The following is a 14,879-nucleotide window of genomic DNA, read 5'->3' on the forward strand; positions in this document are numbered from 1 at the left end:
TTGTTTGTCGGCCGGCGGCCCGGTGGGGGCTGGTCGCGCAGTTCCCCGCGCCCCTGGGGTAGTTGGTGTGGCCGCCTGCCGCACTCCTGAGGGAGTTGGCGTGCCGTCCGCCGCACTCCTGGGGAAGTTGGCGCAGCCGCCCGTCGCACTCCTGGGGGTGTCGGTGTGGCCGACTGGCGTGCCCCTGGGGGGAGTTGGCGTGGTCGGCCGCCGAAACGTGTGGGATACACGAATAGCCGCCGGGCCGTAACGCGGCGCTGGGACGCTTCCCCGGTCTTCGTTCAAGATCGGAAGGGGAGTCGCGTCATGACACAGCCTCACTACGGGTCGGGGACGAGTCGGCGGTCGTTTCTGAGAAACGTCGGTCTCACCGGCGGCGCCGGCGCCATGTTCGCCACCATGGGAGCCCTCGGGCTCGCCCCCACCGCCCAGGCCGCCCAGCGTGAACAGCCCTTCCGGGCGCTCAGCGCGAGCGACTTCACCCTCACCGGGCGCGCCGCGGCCAAGGTCGTCGTACTAGGCGGCGGCATCGCCGGCCTCGCGACCGCCTACGAACTGGGCAAGGCCGGCTACGACTGTACGATCCTGGAGGCCAGGGACCGCACCGGCGGACGCAACTTCACCGTGCGCGGCGGCGACTCCACCACCGACCTCTACGGCAACACGCAGACCGCACGGTTCGCCGACGGCCACTACATGAACGCGGGACCGGCACGGATCCCGCAGTGGATGATCACCCTCGACTACTGCCGTGAACTCGGCGTTCCCATCCAGGTGTTCACGAACGTCAACGCCGACGCCTACATCTACAACGAGTCCGCCGGCATGACGAAGCCGGAGCGGTACCGCACCGCCAAGGCCGACGTATACGGCTATGTCTCGGAGCTGCTCGCCAAAGCGACCGACAAGGGTGCGCTGGACAAGGAGTTGACGGCCACCGACCAGGAGCGGCTCGTCGAGTTCCTCAAGGACTGGGGCGAACTCGGCGACACGCTGACGTACGAGGGCGGTGAGCGGCGCGGATACACGACCGTACCGGCCGCCGCGGGCACCCCCGGTGTGCTCCTCGGCGACGTCCCGACCGCCTCCGCGGTGCTCGCGAGCGGTGTCGGACGCTACTTCTCCTTCGAGTTCGGCTTCGACCAGGCGATGCTGATGTTCCAGCCGGTCGGCGGCATGGACCAGATACCGAAGGCGCTCACCCGGGCGATCGGTGCCGGGCGCATCCGTACCGGAGCCGCCGTCTCCAAGATCACCGACACCGGGCACGGCGTCACCGTGACGTACACCCAGGGCGGCCGTACCAAGGTCGTGGAGGCCGACTACTGCGTGGCCGCCATGCCGCCCAACATCCTCGCCAAGGTGCCGCACAACCTCGGCTCCGGGGTGCAGACCGCCCTGGAGGCCGTCACACCGTCGTCCGCAGCCAAGATCGGCCTCGAGTACCGCTCCCGCTGGTGGGAACTGGACCACAACATCTACGGCGGCATCACCGAGACCGACCAGGACGTCACCCACATCTGGCACCCCTCGTACGGCTTCCACGGCGAACGGGGCGTCCTCATCGGCTACTACAACTACGACGACGACGCCGACTCCTACGCCAGGCTCACCCCGGCCCAGCGCGAACGGCGCGCGGTCGCCGCCGGCGTGAAGATCTACGGCGACAAGTACCGCACCGAACTGGCCTCCTCCTTCTCCCACCACTGGCGCCAGACACCCCACCTGGAGGCCGCCTGGCACGACACCCCCGGCGGCCCCGACGACGCGCGCTACAAGCCCCTGAACGACCCCAGCGGCCGGGTCTGGTTCGCCGGCGACTGGCTCAGCTACACGGACGCCTGGCAGCACGGCGCGTTCAGCTCGGCGCGCAAGTCGGTGACGGCGCTCCACGCGCGCGTGATGGCGGCCTGACCCCGGCACGCGCGTGTGCCCGCGTCCGGTGCGGACGCACGCACGCGCGCGTGCACCCTCTCCCGGCATGAGAAGGCGGTGAGAGGCGCCTGTTCGGGGCACCGGCGGGAATGCCTGTGGGAAGTGCCGCGTTGACCCGTACGAACACGAGGAGGAGCGGTCACAGTGCTTGATCCGCAGGGTTTGTACGCATGGGAGCCGAAGGGGCTGGCAGTCGTCGACATGGCGCTGGCCCAGGAGTCGGCAGGTCTTGTCATGCTCTACCACTTCGACGGATACATCGACGCGGGTGAGACCGGCGACCAGATCGTCGACCGGCTCCTCGACTCGCTGCCCCACCAGGTCGTCGCCCGCTTCGACCACGACCGGCTCGTGGACTACCGGGCGCGCCGCCCGCTGCTGACCTTCAAGCGGGACCGCTGGACCGAGTACGAGGAGCCCAGCATCGAGGTCCGGCTGGTCCAGGACGCCACCGGCGCGCCGTTCCTGCTGCTGTCAGGCCCCGAGCCGGACGTCGAGTGGGAGCGCTTCGCCGCGGCCGTCCGGCAGATCGTGGAGCGGCTGGGCGTCCGCCTGTCCGTGAACTTCCACGGCATCCCCATGGGCGTCCCGCACACCCGCCCCGTGGGCCTCACCCCGCACGGCAACCGCACCGACCTCGTCCCCGGCCACCGCAGCCCCTTCGACGAGGCCCAGGTGCCCGGCAGCGCCGAGTCCCTGCTCGAGTTCCGCCTCATGGAGTCCGGCCACGACGTCCTGGGCGTCGCCGCGCACGTGCCGCACTACATCGCCCGCTCGCCCTACCCGGACGCCGCCCTGACCGTCCTGGAGGCTGTCACGGGTGCCACCGGCCTGGTGCTCCCCGGTATCGCGCACGCCCTGCGCACGGACGCGCACCGCACGCAGACGGAGATCGACAGCCAGATCCAGGAGGGCGACGAGGAGCTCACCGCGCTGGTGCAGGGACTCGAGCACCAGTACGACGCGGCCGCGGGCGCCGAGACCCGGGGCAACATGCTTGCCGAGCCGGTGGAGATCCCCTCGGCGGACGAGATCGGCCTCGAGTTCGAGCGCTTCCTCGCGGAGCGCGAGGGCGACAACTGAGGCTCCCGCGCGCGACCCGCACCGGCCGGGCGACCTCACGGGCAGGGCGATCCGCGCCGACTGGGCGATCCGCATCGGCCGGGCGGTGAGCCTCGTGCGGGCGGCGAGCCTTCGCCGGGCAGCGAGCCTTTGCCTGGCGGGTTGCATGCGTGCGGGCCCCGTCACAGCCGGTGTCGGTGGCAGGGCCTAAGCTTCGGGGCATGCTGAAAGTTGGCCTCACCGGCGGGATCGGCGCCGGCAAGAGCGAGGTGTCCCGGCTGCTCGTCGGGCACGGCGCGGTGCTGATCGACGCGGACCGCATCGCGCGTGAGGTCGTCGCGCCCGGGACCCCCGGTCTGGCGGCGGTGACCGAGGCCTTCGGATCGGAGGTGCTGGCCGCCGACGGCAGCCTGGACCGGCCGAAGCTGGGCTCCATCGTCTTCGCCGACCCCGAGAAGCTCGCCGTACTGAACTCGATCGTGCACCCCCTGGTCGGATCCCGCTCCCGCGAACTGGAGAGCTCGGCCGCCGGCGACGCCGTCGTGGTCCACGACGTCCCGCTCCTCGCGGAGAACGGCCTCGCGCCGCTCTACGACGTCGTGGTCGTCGTGGACGCCGCCACCGAGACCCAGCTGGACCGGCTGACACGGCTGCGGGGGATGACGGAGGAGGACGCCCGCGCGCGCATGGCCGCGCAGGCGACGCGCGAGAAGCGCCTGGAGATCGCGGACATCGTGATCGACAACGACGTCCCCCTGGACGCCCTTCAGCGGCGCGTCGGGGAGGTCTGGGCCGACCTCGTGCGCCGGGCGCAGTCATCCGGTTCGAACGAGCGGAAAGCGTCTTCGAAATAGCGGACACCCGTCCGGGCGTTGAACCGCTCGAGTGAGGGAAGGACTTTGCCGTGCCCGAGACCAGCGGTTCGACCGGACGTACTCCGGAGACGCATGTCATCGACTTCCGTGCCGCCGAGCAACTGCTCAACGCACGGGACCCGCGGGGTGCGGTGAAACTGCTCGACGGAGTGATCGCCGCACACCCCGAGAACACCGCCGCCCGGCTGCTGCGCGCGCGTGCCTTCTTCGCCGCCGCCCAACTGCGCCCCGCCGAGCTGGAGTTCACCATCGTCCTGGAGCGCGAACCGGACAACGCGTTCGCCCACTTCGCGCTCGCCCGCACCTACGAGCGCCAGGGCCGTACCGACCTCGCGATACGCCACTTCCGGCTGGCGGCCGCCCTGGACCCGAACCCGGAGTACCTGAAGGCGGCCCGCTTCGACAGCGGTGCGTGAGCCGGCGGCGCGTGAACCGGCGGTGCGTGACCGGATGCTCCTTCGCGGATGCGTGGCCGGACGCTGCCTCACGGATGACGGTGCTGCGGCGGGCGCCGGAACGGCGGCGGGCGGGTGTCCGCGGGCCGGTACGGCGGCACGTCGCGGCCCGGCTGATAGTGCGGGCCCTGCCGGATGTGCCTGAGGATCATGGTCATGTCCACGGTGGCCACCAGCCACAGCACCCCGCAGGCCGCCGCCCAGCCGGGACGCCCGACCAGCGCGAACGCCGCCGTGCCGAAGATCGACCAGGCCAGTCCCCACATGCTCAGCCACAACCGCGCCCGCAGCGCACTGCGGGCGGTCGCCGGTTCACTGCCTGTACGCATCCCGGATCACCGTTCCTGTCTGCAACGTACTCCTCGACCGGACGTTCACCAAGGGGGACCCAGCCGTGCTGCCGGACGCCGATGACCTGCCCGACCTGCTCCTCGACCTCGCCGTGCCGCACGAGGACATCAACGATCTGGTGGCGCTGCGGCGGACCGTGACCGCCGACCCAGGGCTCCGGCGGCTGCTGGAAGAGGGCGCCGAGGACGTGACCGGTGTGGTGCGGGAGGTGGACGACCCGGCCGGGCTCGTCGACCGGGCCGCCCAGGCTCCGGCGACGCTGGGCGAGTACTTCCTCGTGTACGTCTTCCTCGCGGCGGTGCCGCACGCCCGCGCGGTGCACCGGGCACGCGGCATTCCCGACGACGTCTCCCGCCACACACTCGCCGACCTGGGCCGCGGCATGGCACTGCATCGCAGACGATTCGGCGCCGGAGGGCTGGGAGCGCGCCAGGCGCACTGGCTCACCCGCCACTTCTGCGGCCGCCTCTACCAGCTGGGACGCCTGCAGTACGAGCGGACGCGGCTCGGTGACCGCACGGCGCAGGCGATCAAGGCGGCCGGAACCGACGTGACCGGCGGCGAGCCCTCCCTGGACCTGCACATCCCCGACTTCCTCGGGCCGCTCACCCCCGTCGCCTGCGACCGTTCCGTGGACCGTGCCCGGGAGTTCTTCGCCCGGCACTTCCCCGAGGAACCCCACGCGGTCGCGACCTGCCATTCCTGGCTGCTCGATCCGCAGCTGCGCCGGCTCCTCCCGGCGGGCTCCAACATCGTCCGCTTCCAGGAGCGGTTCCGGCCCGGGTGGGTGGATCAGGAGCCGGCCGACACCACACCGGTCGCCTTCGTCTTCGGCGACCCGGACCTGCCGGTACGGGACCTGCCCCGGCGGACGTCGGTGGAGCGGGCGGTCGGCGACCATCTGCGGGCGGGCGGCCACTGGTACGTCGGTCACGGATGGTTCCCGTGGGACCAGTGAGGTCGTCAACTGCGCCCGGCGGCAGAAAAGTTCCCGCTGGACCTTCGAACTGCTCGAACGAGTGAACCGTCCCGGTGCGGGAACGGCGGCGGGGCGACGGGCCGTTGTTCGGGCATGACGGTTGAAATGCGTGAGGGGCACGAGGGAACGGGACCCGGAGCGATCACCCCGGACGGCTGCGCGGTCGAGCTCTACGCGCGCCTGGTCGCCGGGGACGAGCCGGACATCATCGAGGCGGCGGTCCCGGCCGGCGCCCACATTCTGGAGCTGGGCTGCGGTGTGGGGCGCATGACGCACCCGCTCCTGGAGCGGGGCTTCACGGTCACGGCGGTGGACGAGTCGGCGGAGATGCTGGAGCGCGTCCGCGGGGCGCGCACGATACGCAGCACCATCGAAGGGCTCGACCTGGGCGAGAAGTTCGACGTGGTGATGCTCGCGTCGTTCCTGGTGAACACCGGGGATGCGGAGGAGCGTCGGGACATGCTGCGCACCTGCGCGGCGCACGTGGCGGACGGCGGCAGCGTGCTCATCCAGCGGGAGGGCGCGGACTACCACACGAAGGTGCCGAGGGAGAGGGTCGACCCCGGTGGCTACACCGTCCGGATCGTGTCGGCCGAGCCGGTCGGGGACGGGGTGAACTCGGTGCTCGCGGAGTACGAGTTCCCGGACGCCACCTGGACCCAGACCTTCCTGGCCCGGCCGCTCACCGAGGAACAGTTCGAGCAGGCGCTCGCGGAGGCGGGACTGGAGGTGGCCGAGTATCTGACCAAGGACGGGATATGGGTGAGGGCGGTACCCACGGCTTAGCGAGGCCTTGCCGAGCCCGTCCCACCCGAGCCCGTCCCACCCGAACCCGTCCCACCCGTACCCGTGCCGCCCCCGCCGAAGCCGCGCAGTCGTTCCAGTTCGCGGCGGTCGCGCTTGGTGGGGCGGCCGGTGCCGCGGTCGCGGATGCCGATGGGGGAGAAGGCCTCGCGGGGCGGGGGCGGCGGGGAGTTGTCGATGTAGCACACGGCGGCCACCGGGGCGCCGACCCGTTTGCGGATCAGCCGTTTCACGATGACGACCCGCTCCCATCCCTCGTTGCGCACCCGGACCTCGTCGCCGACGCGCACGGAGTGGGAGGGCTTGACCCGCTCGCCGTTCACCTGGACGTGCCCGCCCTTGCAGGCGGTGGCTCCCATGGAGCGGGTCTTGATCAGGCGGACGGCCCAGATCCAGCTGTCGATCCGCACGTTCTCGCCGGGAGCCGGCCCCGCGGCCTCGGCGGCGGCGACGGCCGCGGCGATCGCGGCGGGGTCGGGAGCCGGGGTGGCGGGGGCCTCGGTTCCCTCGGCGGGCCCGGCTGAGGCGGGTGCCCCGGACCCTCCGCCCGCGAGCTCCCTGCCGTCGTCCGCATCCTCAGAAGCCATGCCCCGACCATAGCCCCCCGAGCCGACCCCCGACGGAACCGTTTGACCGACGCCCACAACCGCGCGCCCCGCCTCCGCGGACCGGCCCTACCGTTGAAACGTGACCCGCACCCCGCGCGCCGAGCTCGCCCACCTCGACCAGCGCGTCAGTGTCTGCCGTGCCTGCCCCCGCCTGGTCGCGTGGCGGGAGGACGTGGCACGTACCAAGCGCGCGGCGTTCGCCGACTGGACGTACTGGGGGCGGCCGGTTCCCGGCTTCGGGCCCGCCGACGCCCGGCTGTTGATCATCGGCCTCGCCCCGGCCGCGCACGGCGGCAACCGCACCGGCCGGATGTTCACCGGCGACCGTTCCGGCGACGTGCTGTACCAGGCGCTGTACGACGTCGGGCTCGCCTCGCAGCCGACGTCGGTGAGCGCCGACGACGGCCTGGAGCTGTACGGCGTGCGTGTCACCGCGCCCGTGCACTGCGCCCCGCCCGCCAACAAGCCGACCCCCGAGGAGCGCGACACCTGCCGCTCCTGGCTGGTCGAGGAGCTGACGCTGCTGCGGCCGACGCTGCGGGCCGCCGTCGTGCTCGGAGCCTTCGGCTGGCAGGCCGCGCTGCCGGCCTTCGCGGCGGCGGGCTGGACCGTGCCCCGGCCCCGCCCGGCGTTCGCCCACGGCACCCGGGTCGGTCTCGGCGGCCTGGAGCTCTTCGGCTGCTTCCATGTCAGCCAGCGGAACACCTTCACGGGCCGCCTCACCCCCGAGATGCTCCGCGACGTGCTGCGGACGGCGGCGGAGGCAGCCGGACTGGGGTGAGGGGCGGGGCTCAGACGATCCGGGCCGCCGCCACCGGGCGGTCGTCCACCGTGTGGGTGCCGGTGGACGCGGAGGAGTTGACGCTCCAGCGGTACCGGGAGAACTCGCCGGTGGCGTCGGAGGCGTAGAACATCATGTGGCCGATGCCGACGCCCTGGAAGTTCTCGCCGTCCACGTCGCTGACCATGCGCGTGTCCGGGTAGCGCGGGTAGTTGCTGAGGCCGTGGACGCCGTGCGGGTCGGAGGTGCAGTCGACGATCTCGACGGCGTACTGGGTCTCGCCGGCGAAGTCGGCGACCCCGCTGAAGACGCCCTTGACCTCGCGGACCATGACGATGTGCCCGGTGTTCTCCGCGTCCTGCCCGTTGTAGTCGACGGCGATCAGGTCGCCCGGCAGCAGCTCGGTGACCTTGCGGATACGGCGGAAGCGCGGGCCGGCGGTGCCGTTGCGGAACGCCGAGCAGTAGTCGGCGGCCTCCGGGCCCTTCTCCTGGAAGTACTGGAGGAAGTAGGCGTCGGTGGCCCAGCCGTAGGTGTGCCTGAGCAGCGCCGTGACGAAGGACGAGCAGCGGGCCCGGGCCACCCAGCTGGCGAGGTCGTCCGGGCGGCCCCAGGCCACGGTCGCCGAAGTGTCCATCAGATAGACGTTGTTGGCGCGTGCCGTCCGCCCGCTGACCAGGGCGATCTCGTCGGCGTCGAGGGCACGGCCGTAGGCGCGGACGTCGTCGACCGCGCCCTTGAAGCGGTTCACGTAACCGCCGTCCCAGCGGGCCCGGCCGATGCTGAAGCCCTGGGGCGAGGCCCACGACAGGGTGGTGTCGGCACTGCCCTCCAGGACGCCGTTGACGTGGAGCCGGACGCGGGTGCCGTCCCAGACGCCTGCCAGATGGGTCCAGACGCCCGTCTTCGTGACCGGCGTGGCCGCGAGCGCCGAGGCCTTGGTGCTCTGGTCCTCGCTGCGCACCTTGAACGCCCAGGTCCCGGCCGCGTCGTCGTACTGCAGCAGGAAGCGGCTGGCGCTGTCGCCGTCCTGGCTCACGGCCGTGTACATGGTGGTGAGCGCGGCGTCGCCGGCCAGCCTGACCCAGGCCGTGACCGTGAACGGGGCCGTGGTGTCCAGGACGGACGCGGTGGCGGCGTAGGCCCCGGAGGTGCCGTCGAAGCTCAGTTCGCCGCCCGCCCGCAGACTGGTCCAGCTCGCTCCCGGGCCCGGGGCGACCGGGTGCCCGAGGCCGGAGCGGTCGGCGCCGGAGCCGACCAGCGGCCAGTGCCCGGCGAGCCCCGTCGGCAGATACCCGGCCGCCAGCAGCCGCTGGTACCGCACCAGCTGCTCGGCCTCGGCCAGATGCGGCGCGGCGACCGGGGTGAACGGTGTGTCCAGCGGCTCGTCGGCGGCGGCGGTTCCCGCACCCACCGCCATGCCGGCCACCGCGCCCATCCCCACCAGCGCGGCTCCGCCCAGCAGCCCCCGTCTGCTCACCATGGTCATGTCCTGCTTCCTGTGGGAACCGGTCGGGCGGCTAGGTGCCGGTGTCCTCGCCGAACAGGTGCCGCACCGTCGACCGGTAGTTGGCCTGGACGTGGCCGAGCGCGCGGGCGCGGGCGCGGTCCGGGTCGCCGGAGGCGATCGCGTCGTACAACTCGCGGTGTTCGGTGAGGAGCTGGGGCCACTCCTCGTTCCGCCGGGTGAGCCAGCGCAGCCTGCCGTCGACCGGTTCCATCACCGAGATGAGCAGGCTGTTTCCGGCCAGGGCCAGGATCCGGTCGTGGAAACGGGTGTTGATGTCGGTGATGGTCTCGGCGTCGCCCGCCTCGGTTGCCGTGGCCGCCCGGTCGAGCAGCTCCCGCAGCTCGGCCAGTGCCTCCGGGGTCGCCCGCGCCGCCGCCAGCCCGGCCGCGTACACCTCCAACGCCTCGCGCAGCTCGAAGAGTTCCTTGACGTCGGTCGGGGTCAGCCGGCGGACGACCGTACGGCGGGCCGACTCGAAGAGGACGAAACCCTCGGCGACCAGGGCCCGGATCGCCTCCCGGACCGGCACCCGGGAGACCCCGAACCGCTCGGCTAGCTCCCGTTCCACCAGCCGGTCACCGGGGCCGAGGCGCCCCGCGATGATGTCCTGCCGCAGGGTCGCGAGGACGCGCTCGCGCACCGCGCCCAGGGGTTCGATCTTCGTGGTGGGGGAGCCCATGAGGTCATTTTCGCCGACCCGGGGGGCTTTTACGGAGCCGTAACGGGACGGACATCGGTCGGAACGCTTGACGGGAGCACCATGACCGCAGTTTGGTATACCAAAAGCTGGTACACCGGTTGGTTCCCTGGAGGCCCCGTGTCCCTCGCCGACCGCGCCGAAGCCACCGGCGCAACCGTGTTCGTCCCCGACCCCCGGCTCACCAACGAAGACCTCGCCCCCGCCGAGCAGCGGAACTGGAAGGTCTTCGACCTCTTCGCCATGTGGATGTCCGACGTCCACAACCTCGGCAACTACACCTTCGCCGCCGGCCTGCTGGTCCTCGGCATGAACGTCTGGCAGGTCTTCACCTCCCTGCTCGCCGGCTTCGTGCTCATCTACATCGGCATGAACTGGATGGGCCGGATCGGCCAGCGCCACGGCGTGCCGTTCCCGGTGGTCAGCCGGATCAGCTTCGGCGTCTGGGGCGCCAACATCCCGGCGCTGATCAGGGCCGTGATCGCCATCATGTGGTACGGCATCCAGACCTATCTGGCGTCCGTCGCCGTCAACGTGATGCTGCTGGCCGCCTGGCCGGGCCTGAAATCCCTGACGGAGAGCTCCTTTCTCGGGCTGGACACGCTCGGCTGGATCTCCTTCGTGTCGCTCTGGCTGATCCAGGCGGCGATCATCAGCCGGGGCATGGAGACGATCCGCAGGTTCCAGGACTTCTGCGGCCCGGCGATCTGGCTGGTGATGATCGCCCTCGCGGTCTGGATCCTGGCCAAGGCCCACTGGACCATCTCGCTCACCTCCACCCCGCACCCGGTCTCCACCGGCGAGCAGTGGCGGCAGTGGTTCGGCGCGATCGGCCTGATCCTCGCCACCTACGGCACCCTGATGCTCAACTTCTGCGACTTCTCGCGCTTCGCGCCCGACTACCGCACCGTCCGCCGCGGCAACTTCTGGGGCCTGCCGATCAACTCCACGGCCTTCGTGGTCGTCTCCGTGATCGTCACGGCCGGTTCCCTGGAGGTCTTCGGCGAGGCCATCACCGACCCGGCCGAACTGGTCGCCAAGGTCGGCAACACCTGGGTCCTGGTCGTGGCGGCGCTGACCTTCGCCGTCGCCACCATGGGCGTCAACATCGTCGCCAACTTCGTCTCACCGGCGTACGACCTGGCCAACGTCTGGCCACAGAAGATCAGCTTCCGGGTCGGCGGCATGATCAGCACCGTCGCCGCGCTGGTCGTCACCCCCTGGAACCTCTTCTCCAACCCCACCGTCGTCAACTACTTCCTCGGCGGCCTCGGCGCGTTCCTGGGCCCGCTGTTCGGCGTGATCATGGTCGACTACTACTGGGTCAAGCGCGGCCGGGTGGACGTCCGGGAACTCTTCGACGCGACCCCCGGCTCCCCGTACCACTACCGCAAGGGCGTCAACCCCAAGGCCCTGTGGGCGTTCCTGCCCTCGGCGGCGGTCGCGGCCGTGCTCGCGCTGGTGAAGACGTTCAGCGACGTGGCGCCGTACTCCTGGTTCATCGGTACGGCGCTGGGCGCGGGCCTCTACCTGACGCTGTGCCGCCGTGACCGCGCTCCCGCCCCCGCCCCCGTCGCCGTGGCCGAGGAGGTCTGAAGGACGTGCGGATCGTCGTCACCAACTGCAACACCACGCAGGAGATGACCGAGGAGATCGTACGAGGTGCCCGGGCCGCAGCAGGCCCGGGCACCGCCGTGACCGGGCTGACCCCGGCCTGGGGACCCGAGTCGGCGGAGGGCTGGCTCGACAGCTACCTGTCGGCTGCGGCGGTCCTGGACGCGCTGCGGACGTACGCCGGTCCGCCGTACGACGCGGTGGTCATGGCCGGTTTCGGCGAGCACGGGCGCGAGGGCGTGCGGGAGCTGGTGGACGTACCCGTCGTCGACATCACCGAGGCGGCGGCCCACCTGGCCTGTCTGCTGGGCCGCCGCTACGGCGTCGTCACCACCCTGGACCGGTCGCGCGGGCAGATCGAGGACAGCCTGGAGACCGCCGGAGTGGCTCGCAATTGCGTCGCCGTCACCGGCACCGGACTCGGCGTCCTCGACCTCGCCGGTGACCCCGGACGCACGGAGGCCGCGTTCCTCGCGGCGGCCGAGCGGGCCCGGGACGCCGGCGCCGAGGTCCTGGTCCTCGGCTGCGCCGGGATGACGGGGCTGCAGCGGGTGGTGGGGGAGAAGCTCGGGGTTCCGGTGGTCGACGGCGTCGGCGCGGCGGTGAAGCTGGCCGAATCGCTGGTGACGCTGGGACTCACGACCAGCCGGGCGGGAAGCTACCGGAAGCCGCTGGCGAAGCGACGGGCGTGGGGGCCGCACCGGGCCGGCCCTGAGGGTCCGGCTGTTGAGGGTCGGTCGTAACGGGTCGGCCGTAGCGGGAGGGCCGAGTCAGGGCCGCCACACGTACCGCACATCCGGCTCCCGCTCCTCGTTCCCGCTCCCGTCCGAGTACTCGACGGCGACGAAGCCGTGCCGCTCGTAGAAGCGGTGGGCGGACTTGTTGACCTGGAAGGTCCAGAGCGTGAGCCCCTGCGAAGAGCGCTCCTTGGCCAGGGCGACGAACCGGTCGCCGACGCCGCGGCCCCGCCACTCGGGGGCCAGATACAGCTGGGACAGCAGATCCCCCGCGAGGACCATCATCCCGACGACCCGGCCGCCGCCCTCCGCGACCCACGTCTCCCGCTCCGGCACCACGACGTCCCGGATGTACGCACGCACCTCGTCGTCCGAGCGCGGTCGGACGACGGTGGGCAGGGCGGCGCCGAACGACCGCAGCCAGACGTCGGCGACCTCGGCGGCGTCCGGCCCACCGGCTCGGCGCAGGACGACCCCGGCGTTCATCCCTGCGCCCCCTCGGGCACGACGGCCGTGGCCGTGATCTCCACCAGCTGCCCGGTGTAGCCCAGACAGGCCACGCCGATGAGCGTCGACGCGTGCGGCCCGGCGCTGAGCCCGGAGGCCTCGACGACCTCCCAGACGCTGGACAGCACCGCGGGCTCACTGCTCACGACGTACACGTCGGTCGCCAGCACATGCTCCAAGTCACTGCCGACCGAGCGGAGTTGCTCCCGCAGGTTCGCGATCACCCGCTCGGCCTGCCGCGGCGGATCCCCCTCCCCGACGAGCCTCCCCTCGTCGTCCAGCGGAACGGAACCGGCGAGGAACGCGAGCTTCGTACCGGCCTCGACGACGGAGACATGGGAGTACCCGGGCGGCGGAAAGAGAGCCGGGGTGGTGACGCGCTGGATCACTGGGGCTCCTGGAGTGAACGACGGGCGACCCACCGATCATCCGCGCTCGCGCGGGGCGGGCGCACCTGAATTTCCGGCCGCGGGGCGGGGCGCCGGCTGACGGTTCGGCCGCCCGTGCCGGACGAGCGTGCCGTGGGCGCCGGTCCGGCTCGGTTTCCTTTCTTTTTCGATCGACTCCTGTCCTTTCGGATCCATTTCTGGCCTGAATTGCTCTCTTTCGTTACGAAGAATTCCCACGCACTCTGTGACCAGGGACGATGGGCGCTTCGGTGGGCTGGGGGAGCCGCGATGGTGAAGCCGATCTACGTACCGGTCCTGCCCGCACGGCCGCGAGGCTGGAAGGCCTACGAGGCACTGCACCCTCGATTACAGCGACGGATCGCCCCCCTGTGGACGGTCGTCCCCTACACCGGCCCGGAGCGGCCCCGCGCAGAGCGCGTCGTCCTGGACCCGGATGACGACCCGACGGTCGTGGAGGGCCGGTTCACCTCGGATGTGGACGGACTCCTCAGAGCGGTGGGCGGAAGGCCGGGATGGGTCGACGCGGCCCATGTCGAAGGCCGTGTCCGGGGGGCCGCGACCGGCCTGTGGCGGCTCGCGACCAGGAGCGGCCTTCGGCTTGTCACCGGCCCGGAGCGGGACCGTACGCTGCAGCGCTACAGCGCCGATCTCGCGTTCCTGAGCGGCCGGGGGCTCGGCATACGGTTGCTGGTCGACGAGCCACCGGACGAGCGGTGCTCGGCGGAGTTGCAGAGCATGGTCTCCCGCCTCTGTCTGGTGCCCTCCCGGACCGACCTCATCCTCGACATGGGTGCGGTCATGGACGGCGACGAGACGGTCAAGGACGCCATCGCGGCGCTTGACCTGCTGGGCACGCTGTTGCCCTGGCGGATGGTGGTACTGACCTCCGGAGCGTTCCCGCGCTTTCACGAGGAGCGCGGCAGGCTTTCCGCATACGAGGTGCGACGCCATGACCTCGACCTCGACCGAGCCGTTCGCAGAGCCAGGCCCGGCTTGCCCGGAAGCGTGGTGTACGGCGACTACTCCGTGGAACACGTCTCCGCCGCCAACATCCCGCCCGGCGACGACCCGTACGGCCCGCCATGGGGTCTGTTGCGCTACACCACGCATGACAGTTACCTCATTGCGCGGGCGCCCATGCGAGGCCGCGAGCACGTCGAGCGGGTCCGTGCGACGGCCCGATGGATCACGGAGGCGGGGGGATTCCGCGGGGCGGAGTACGGCGACGGCGAACGCTGGCTGCACGAGTGCGCCGCGGGCGAAGGAGCCAAAGGGTCGGGCAATCCCGAGACGTGGATCAGAGTGGGGCACCTGCAGCACATGGCCTTTGCCGTGAACCAGCTGTCCCAGGGCGGGTGACCGGGACCGGTTTGCCCGCTCCCGATGCAAGAAGTGACACGACCTGGTGGACGGTCTCCCGGTTCTCGTCCGGGCGTCGCACTTCCGGACTTCCTTGTCGACGGCGGAGGCAGCTCGGATGCTTGACGAGACCGTGCGGCTGATCACCACCGAGAGTCTCGGGCAATCGGTGCGCAGCGCTCAGTTCAGGAAGGA

General features: G+C 71.4%; 16 protein-coding genes. 10 read left to right on the forward strand and 6 right to left on the reverse strand.

The annotated features are described in order from the left end of the window. Nucleotides 1-387 precede the first annotated feature (387 nt). The 4 genes from ABZ887_RS07100 (at nt 388) to ABZ887_RS07115 (ending at nt 4,288) form a co-directional block, all read left to right on the forward strand. Entirely contained in the window at nt 388-1,914 is a 1,527-nt protein-coding gene (locus ABZ887_RS07100; protein WP_361284615.1) for a flavin monoamine oxidase family protein, read from the forward strand. Nucleotides 1,915-2,079: 165 nt separating this feature from the next. Next, the gene (locus tag ABZ887_RS07105) at nt 2,080-3,018 is read left to right on the forward strand and encodes a PAC2 family protein (protein WP_361283865.1); all 939 of its coding nucleotides are present in this window, start codon (nt 2,080-2,082) and stop codon (nt 3,016-3,018) included. A gap of 200 nt (nt 3,019-3,218) precedes the next feature. Further along, nucleotides 3,219-3,851 carry a dephospho-CoA kinase gene (coaE, locus tag ABZ887_RS07110; RefSeq protein ID WP_361283868.1) on the forward strand — a complete coding sequence of 211 codons (633 nt, stop codon included), beginning with the start codon at nt 3,219-3,221 and terminating at the stop codon, nt 3,849-3,851. 50 nt (nt 3,852-3,901) lie between these two features. After that, nucleotides 3,902-4,288 (forward strand): tetratricopeptide repeat protein, encoded by a 387-nt coding sequence (locus tag ABZ887_RS07115; protein ID WP_217544382.1) that lies wholly within the window; start codon nt 3,902-3,904, stop codon nt 4,286-4,288. A gap of 68 nt (nt 4,289-4,356) precedes the next feature. On the opposite strand, the gene ABZ887_RS07120 is transcribed toward ABZ887_RS07115, so the two are convergent. Next, the gene (locus ABZ887_RS07120) at nt 4,357-4,656 is read right to left on the reverse strand and encodes a DUF6343 family protein (RefSeq protein WP_361283872.1); all 300 of its coding nucleotides are present in this window, start codon (nt 4,654-4,656) and stop codon (nt 4,357-4,359) included. A gap of 65 nt (nt 4,657-4,721) precedes the next feature. On the opposite strand from ABZ887_RS07120, the gene ABZ887_RS07125 reads away from it, so the two are divergent. Together ABZ887_RS07125 and ABZ887_RS07130 are read left to right on the forward strand one after the other, a co-directional pair. Next, a complete protein-coding gene (locus ABZ887_RS07125) occupies nt 4,722-5,636 on the forward strand; it encodes an acyltransferase domain-containing protein (protein WP_361283875.1) in 915 nt (304 codons plus the stop codon). Between the two features lie 126 nt (nt 5,637-5,762). Further along, complete coding sequence (locus ABZ887_RS07130) at nt 5,763-6,443, forward strand: class I SAM-dependent methyltransferase (protein ID WP_361283878.1); 681 nt, start codon at nt 5,763-5,765, stop codon at nt 6,441-6,443. Here ABZ887_RS07130 and ABZ887_RS07135 read toward each other — a convergent pair. After that, nucleotides 6,440-7,048, reverse strand: coding sequence for an RNA-binding S4 domain-containing protein (locus ABZ887_RS07135; RefSeq protein ID WP_361283881.1), 609 nt, complete (start codon nt 7,046-7,048; stop codon nt 6,440-6,442). The two genes, ABZ887_RS07130 and ABZ887_RS07135, sit on opposite strands and share 4 nt — an antisense overlap. A gap of 100 nt (nt 7,049-7,148) precedes the next feature. Between ABZ887_RS07135 and ABZ887_RS07140 the strand changes: the two genes are divergently transcribed. After that, on the forward strand, nt 7,149-7,850 hold the full coding sequence (locus ABZ887_RS07140; protein ID WP_361283884.1) for a uracil-DNA glycosylase: 702 nt from the start codon (nt 7,149-7,151) through the stop codon (nt 7,848-7,850). Nucleotides 7,851-7,860: 10 nt separating this feature from the next. On the opposite strand, the gene ABZ887_RS07145 is transcribed toward ABZ887_RS07140, so the two are convergent. Then, on the reverse strand, nt 7,861-9,339 hold the full coding sequence (locus ABZ887_RS07145) for a LamG domain-containing protein (protein ID WP_361283888.1): 1,479 nt from the start codon (nt 9,337-9,339) through the stop codon (nt 7,861-7,863). Nucleotides 9,340-9,370: 31 nt separating this feature from the next. After that, nucleotides 9,371-10,039: a GntR family transcriptional regulator gene (locus ABZ887_RS07150; protein ID WP_361283891.1), complete on the reverse strand. Its 669-nt coding sequence runs from the start codon at nt 10,037-10,039 to the stop codon at nt 9,371-9,373. A gap of 138 nt (nt 10,040-10,177) precedes the next feature. Between ABZ887_RS07150 and ABZ887_RS07155 the strand changes: the two genes are divergently transcribed. Continuing rightward, nucleotides 10,178-11,653, forward strand: a complete 1,476-nt coding sequence (locus ABZ887_RS07155; RefSeq protein WP_361283894.1) for an NCS1 family nucleobase:cation symporter-1 — start codon at nt 10,178-10,180, stop codon at nt 11,651-11,653. Between the two features lie 5 nt (nt 11,654-11,658). Then, nucleotides 11,659-12,414 (forward strand): aspartate/glutamate racemase family protein, encoded by a 756-nt coding sequence (locus ABZ887_RS07160; RefSeq protein ID WP_361283897.1) that lies wholly within the window; start codon nt 11,659-11,661, stop codon nt 12,412-12,414. Nucleotides 12,415-12,441: 27 nt separating this feature from the next. Here the strand turns inward: ABZ887_RS07160 and ABZ887_RS07165 are convergent, their stop codons facing one another. Continuing rightward, on the reverse strand, nt 12,442-12,894 hold the full coding sequence (locus tag ABZ887_RS07165) for a GNAT family N-acetyltransferase (protein ID WP_361283900.1): 453 nt from the start codon (nt 12,892-12,894) through the stop codon (nt 12,442-12,444). Next, nucleotides 12,891-13,304 carry a RidA family protein gene (locus ABZ887_RS07170; RefSeq protein WP_361283903.1) on the reverse strand — a complete coding sequence of 138 codons (414 nt, stop codon included), beginning with the start codon at nt 13,302-13,304 and terminating at the stop codon, nt 12,891-12,893. Before ABZ887_RS07170 ends, ABZ887_RS07165 begins: the two co-directional genes overlap by 4 nt. Nucleotides 13,305-13,592: 288 nt before the next feature. Here ABZ887_RS07170 and ABZ887_RS07175 point away from each other — a divergent pair, with 288 nt between their 5' ends. Further along, nucleotides 13,593-14,684 carry a hypothetical protein gene (locus ABZ887_RS07175; RefSeq protein ID WP_361283906.1) on the forward strand — a complete coding sequence of 364 codons (1,092 nt, stop codon included), beginning with the start codon at nt 13,593-13,595 and terminating at the stop codon, nt 14,682-14,684. Nucleotides 14,685-14,879 lie beyond the last annotated feature (195 nt).

The sequence above is a fragment of the Streptomyces sp. NPDC047061 genome (assembly GCF_040643955.1).
GTDB lineage: Bacteria > Actinomycetota > Actinomycetes > Streptomycetales > Streptomycetaceae > Streptomyces.

What these genes read in the sequence shown, in the direction of transcription:
- ABZ887_RS07100 (WP_361284615.1), top strand. Translation starts at nt 388, where the DNA reads ATGTTCGCCACCATGGGAGCCCTCGGGCTCGCCCCCACCGCCCAGGCC.
- coaE (WP_361283868.1), top strand. Translation starts at nt 3,219, where the DNA reads ATGCTGAAAGTTGGCCTCACCGGCGGGATCGGCGCCGGCAAGAGCGAG.
- ABZ887_RS07120 (WP_361283872.1), bottom strand. Translation starts at nt 4,656, where the DNA reads ATGCGTACAGGCAGTGAACCGGCGACCGCCCGCAGTGCGCTGCGGGCG.
- ABZ887_RS07130 (WP_361283878.1), top strand. Translation starts at nt 5,763, where the DNA reads ATGCGTGAGGGGCACGAGGGAACGGGACCCGGAGCGATCACCCCGGAC.
- ABZ887_RS07135 (WP_361283881.1), bottom strand. Translation starts at nt 7,048, where the DNA reads ATGGCTTCTGAGGATGCGGACGACGGCAGGGAGCTCGCGGGCGGAGGG.
- ABZ887_RS07145 (WP_361283888.1), bottom strand. Translation starts at nt 9,339, where the DNA reads ATGACCATGGTGAGCAGACGGGGGCTGCTGGGCGGAGCCGCGCTGGTG.
- ABZ887_RS07150 (WP_361283891.1), bottom strand. Translation starts at nt 10,039, where the DNA reads ATGGGCTCCCCCACCACGAAGATCGAACCCCTGGGCGCGGTGCGCGAG.
- ABZ887_RS07165 (WP_361283900.1), bottom strand. Translation starts at nt 12,894, where the DNA reads ATGAACGCCGGGGTCGTCCTGCGCCGAGCCGGTGGGCCGGACGCCGCC.
- ABZ887_RS07175 (WP_361283906.1), top strand. Translation starts at nt 13,593, where the DNA reads ATGGTGAAGCCGATCTACGTACCGGTCCTGCCCGCACGGCCGCGAGGC.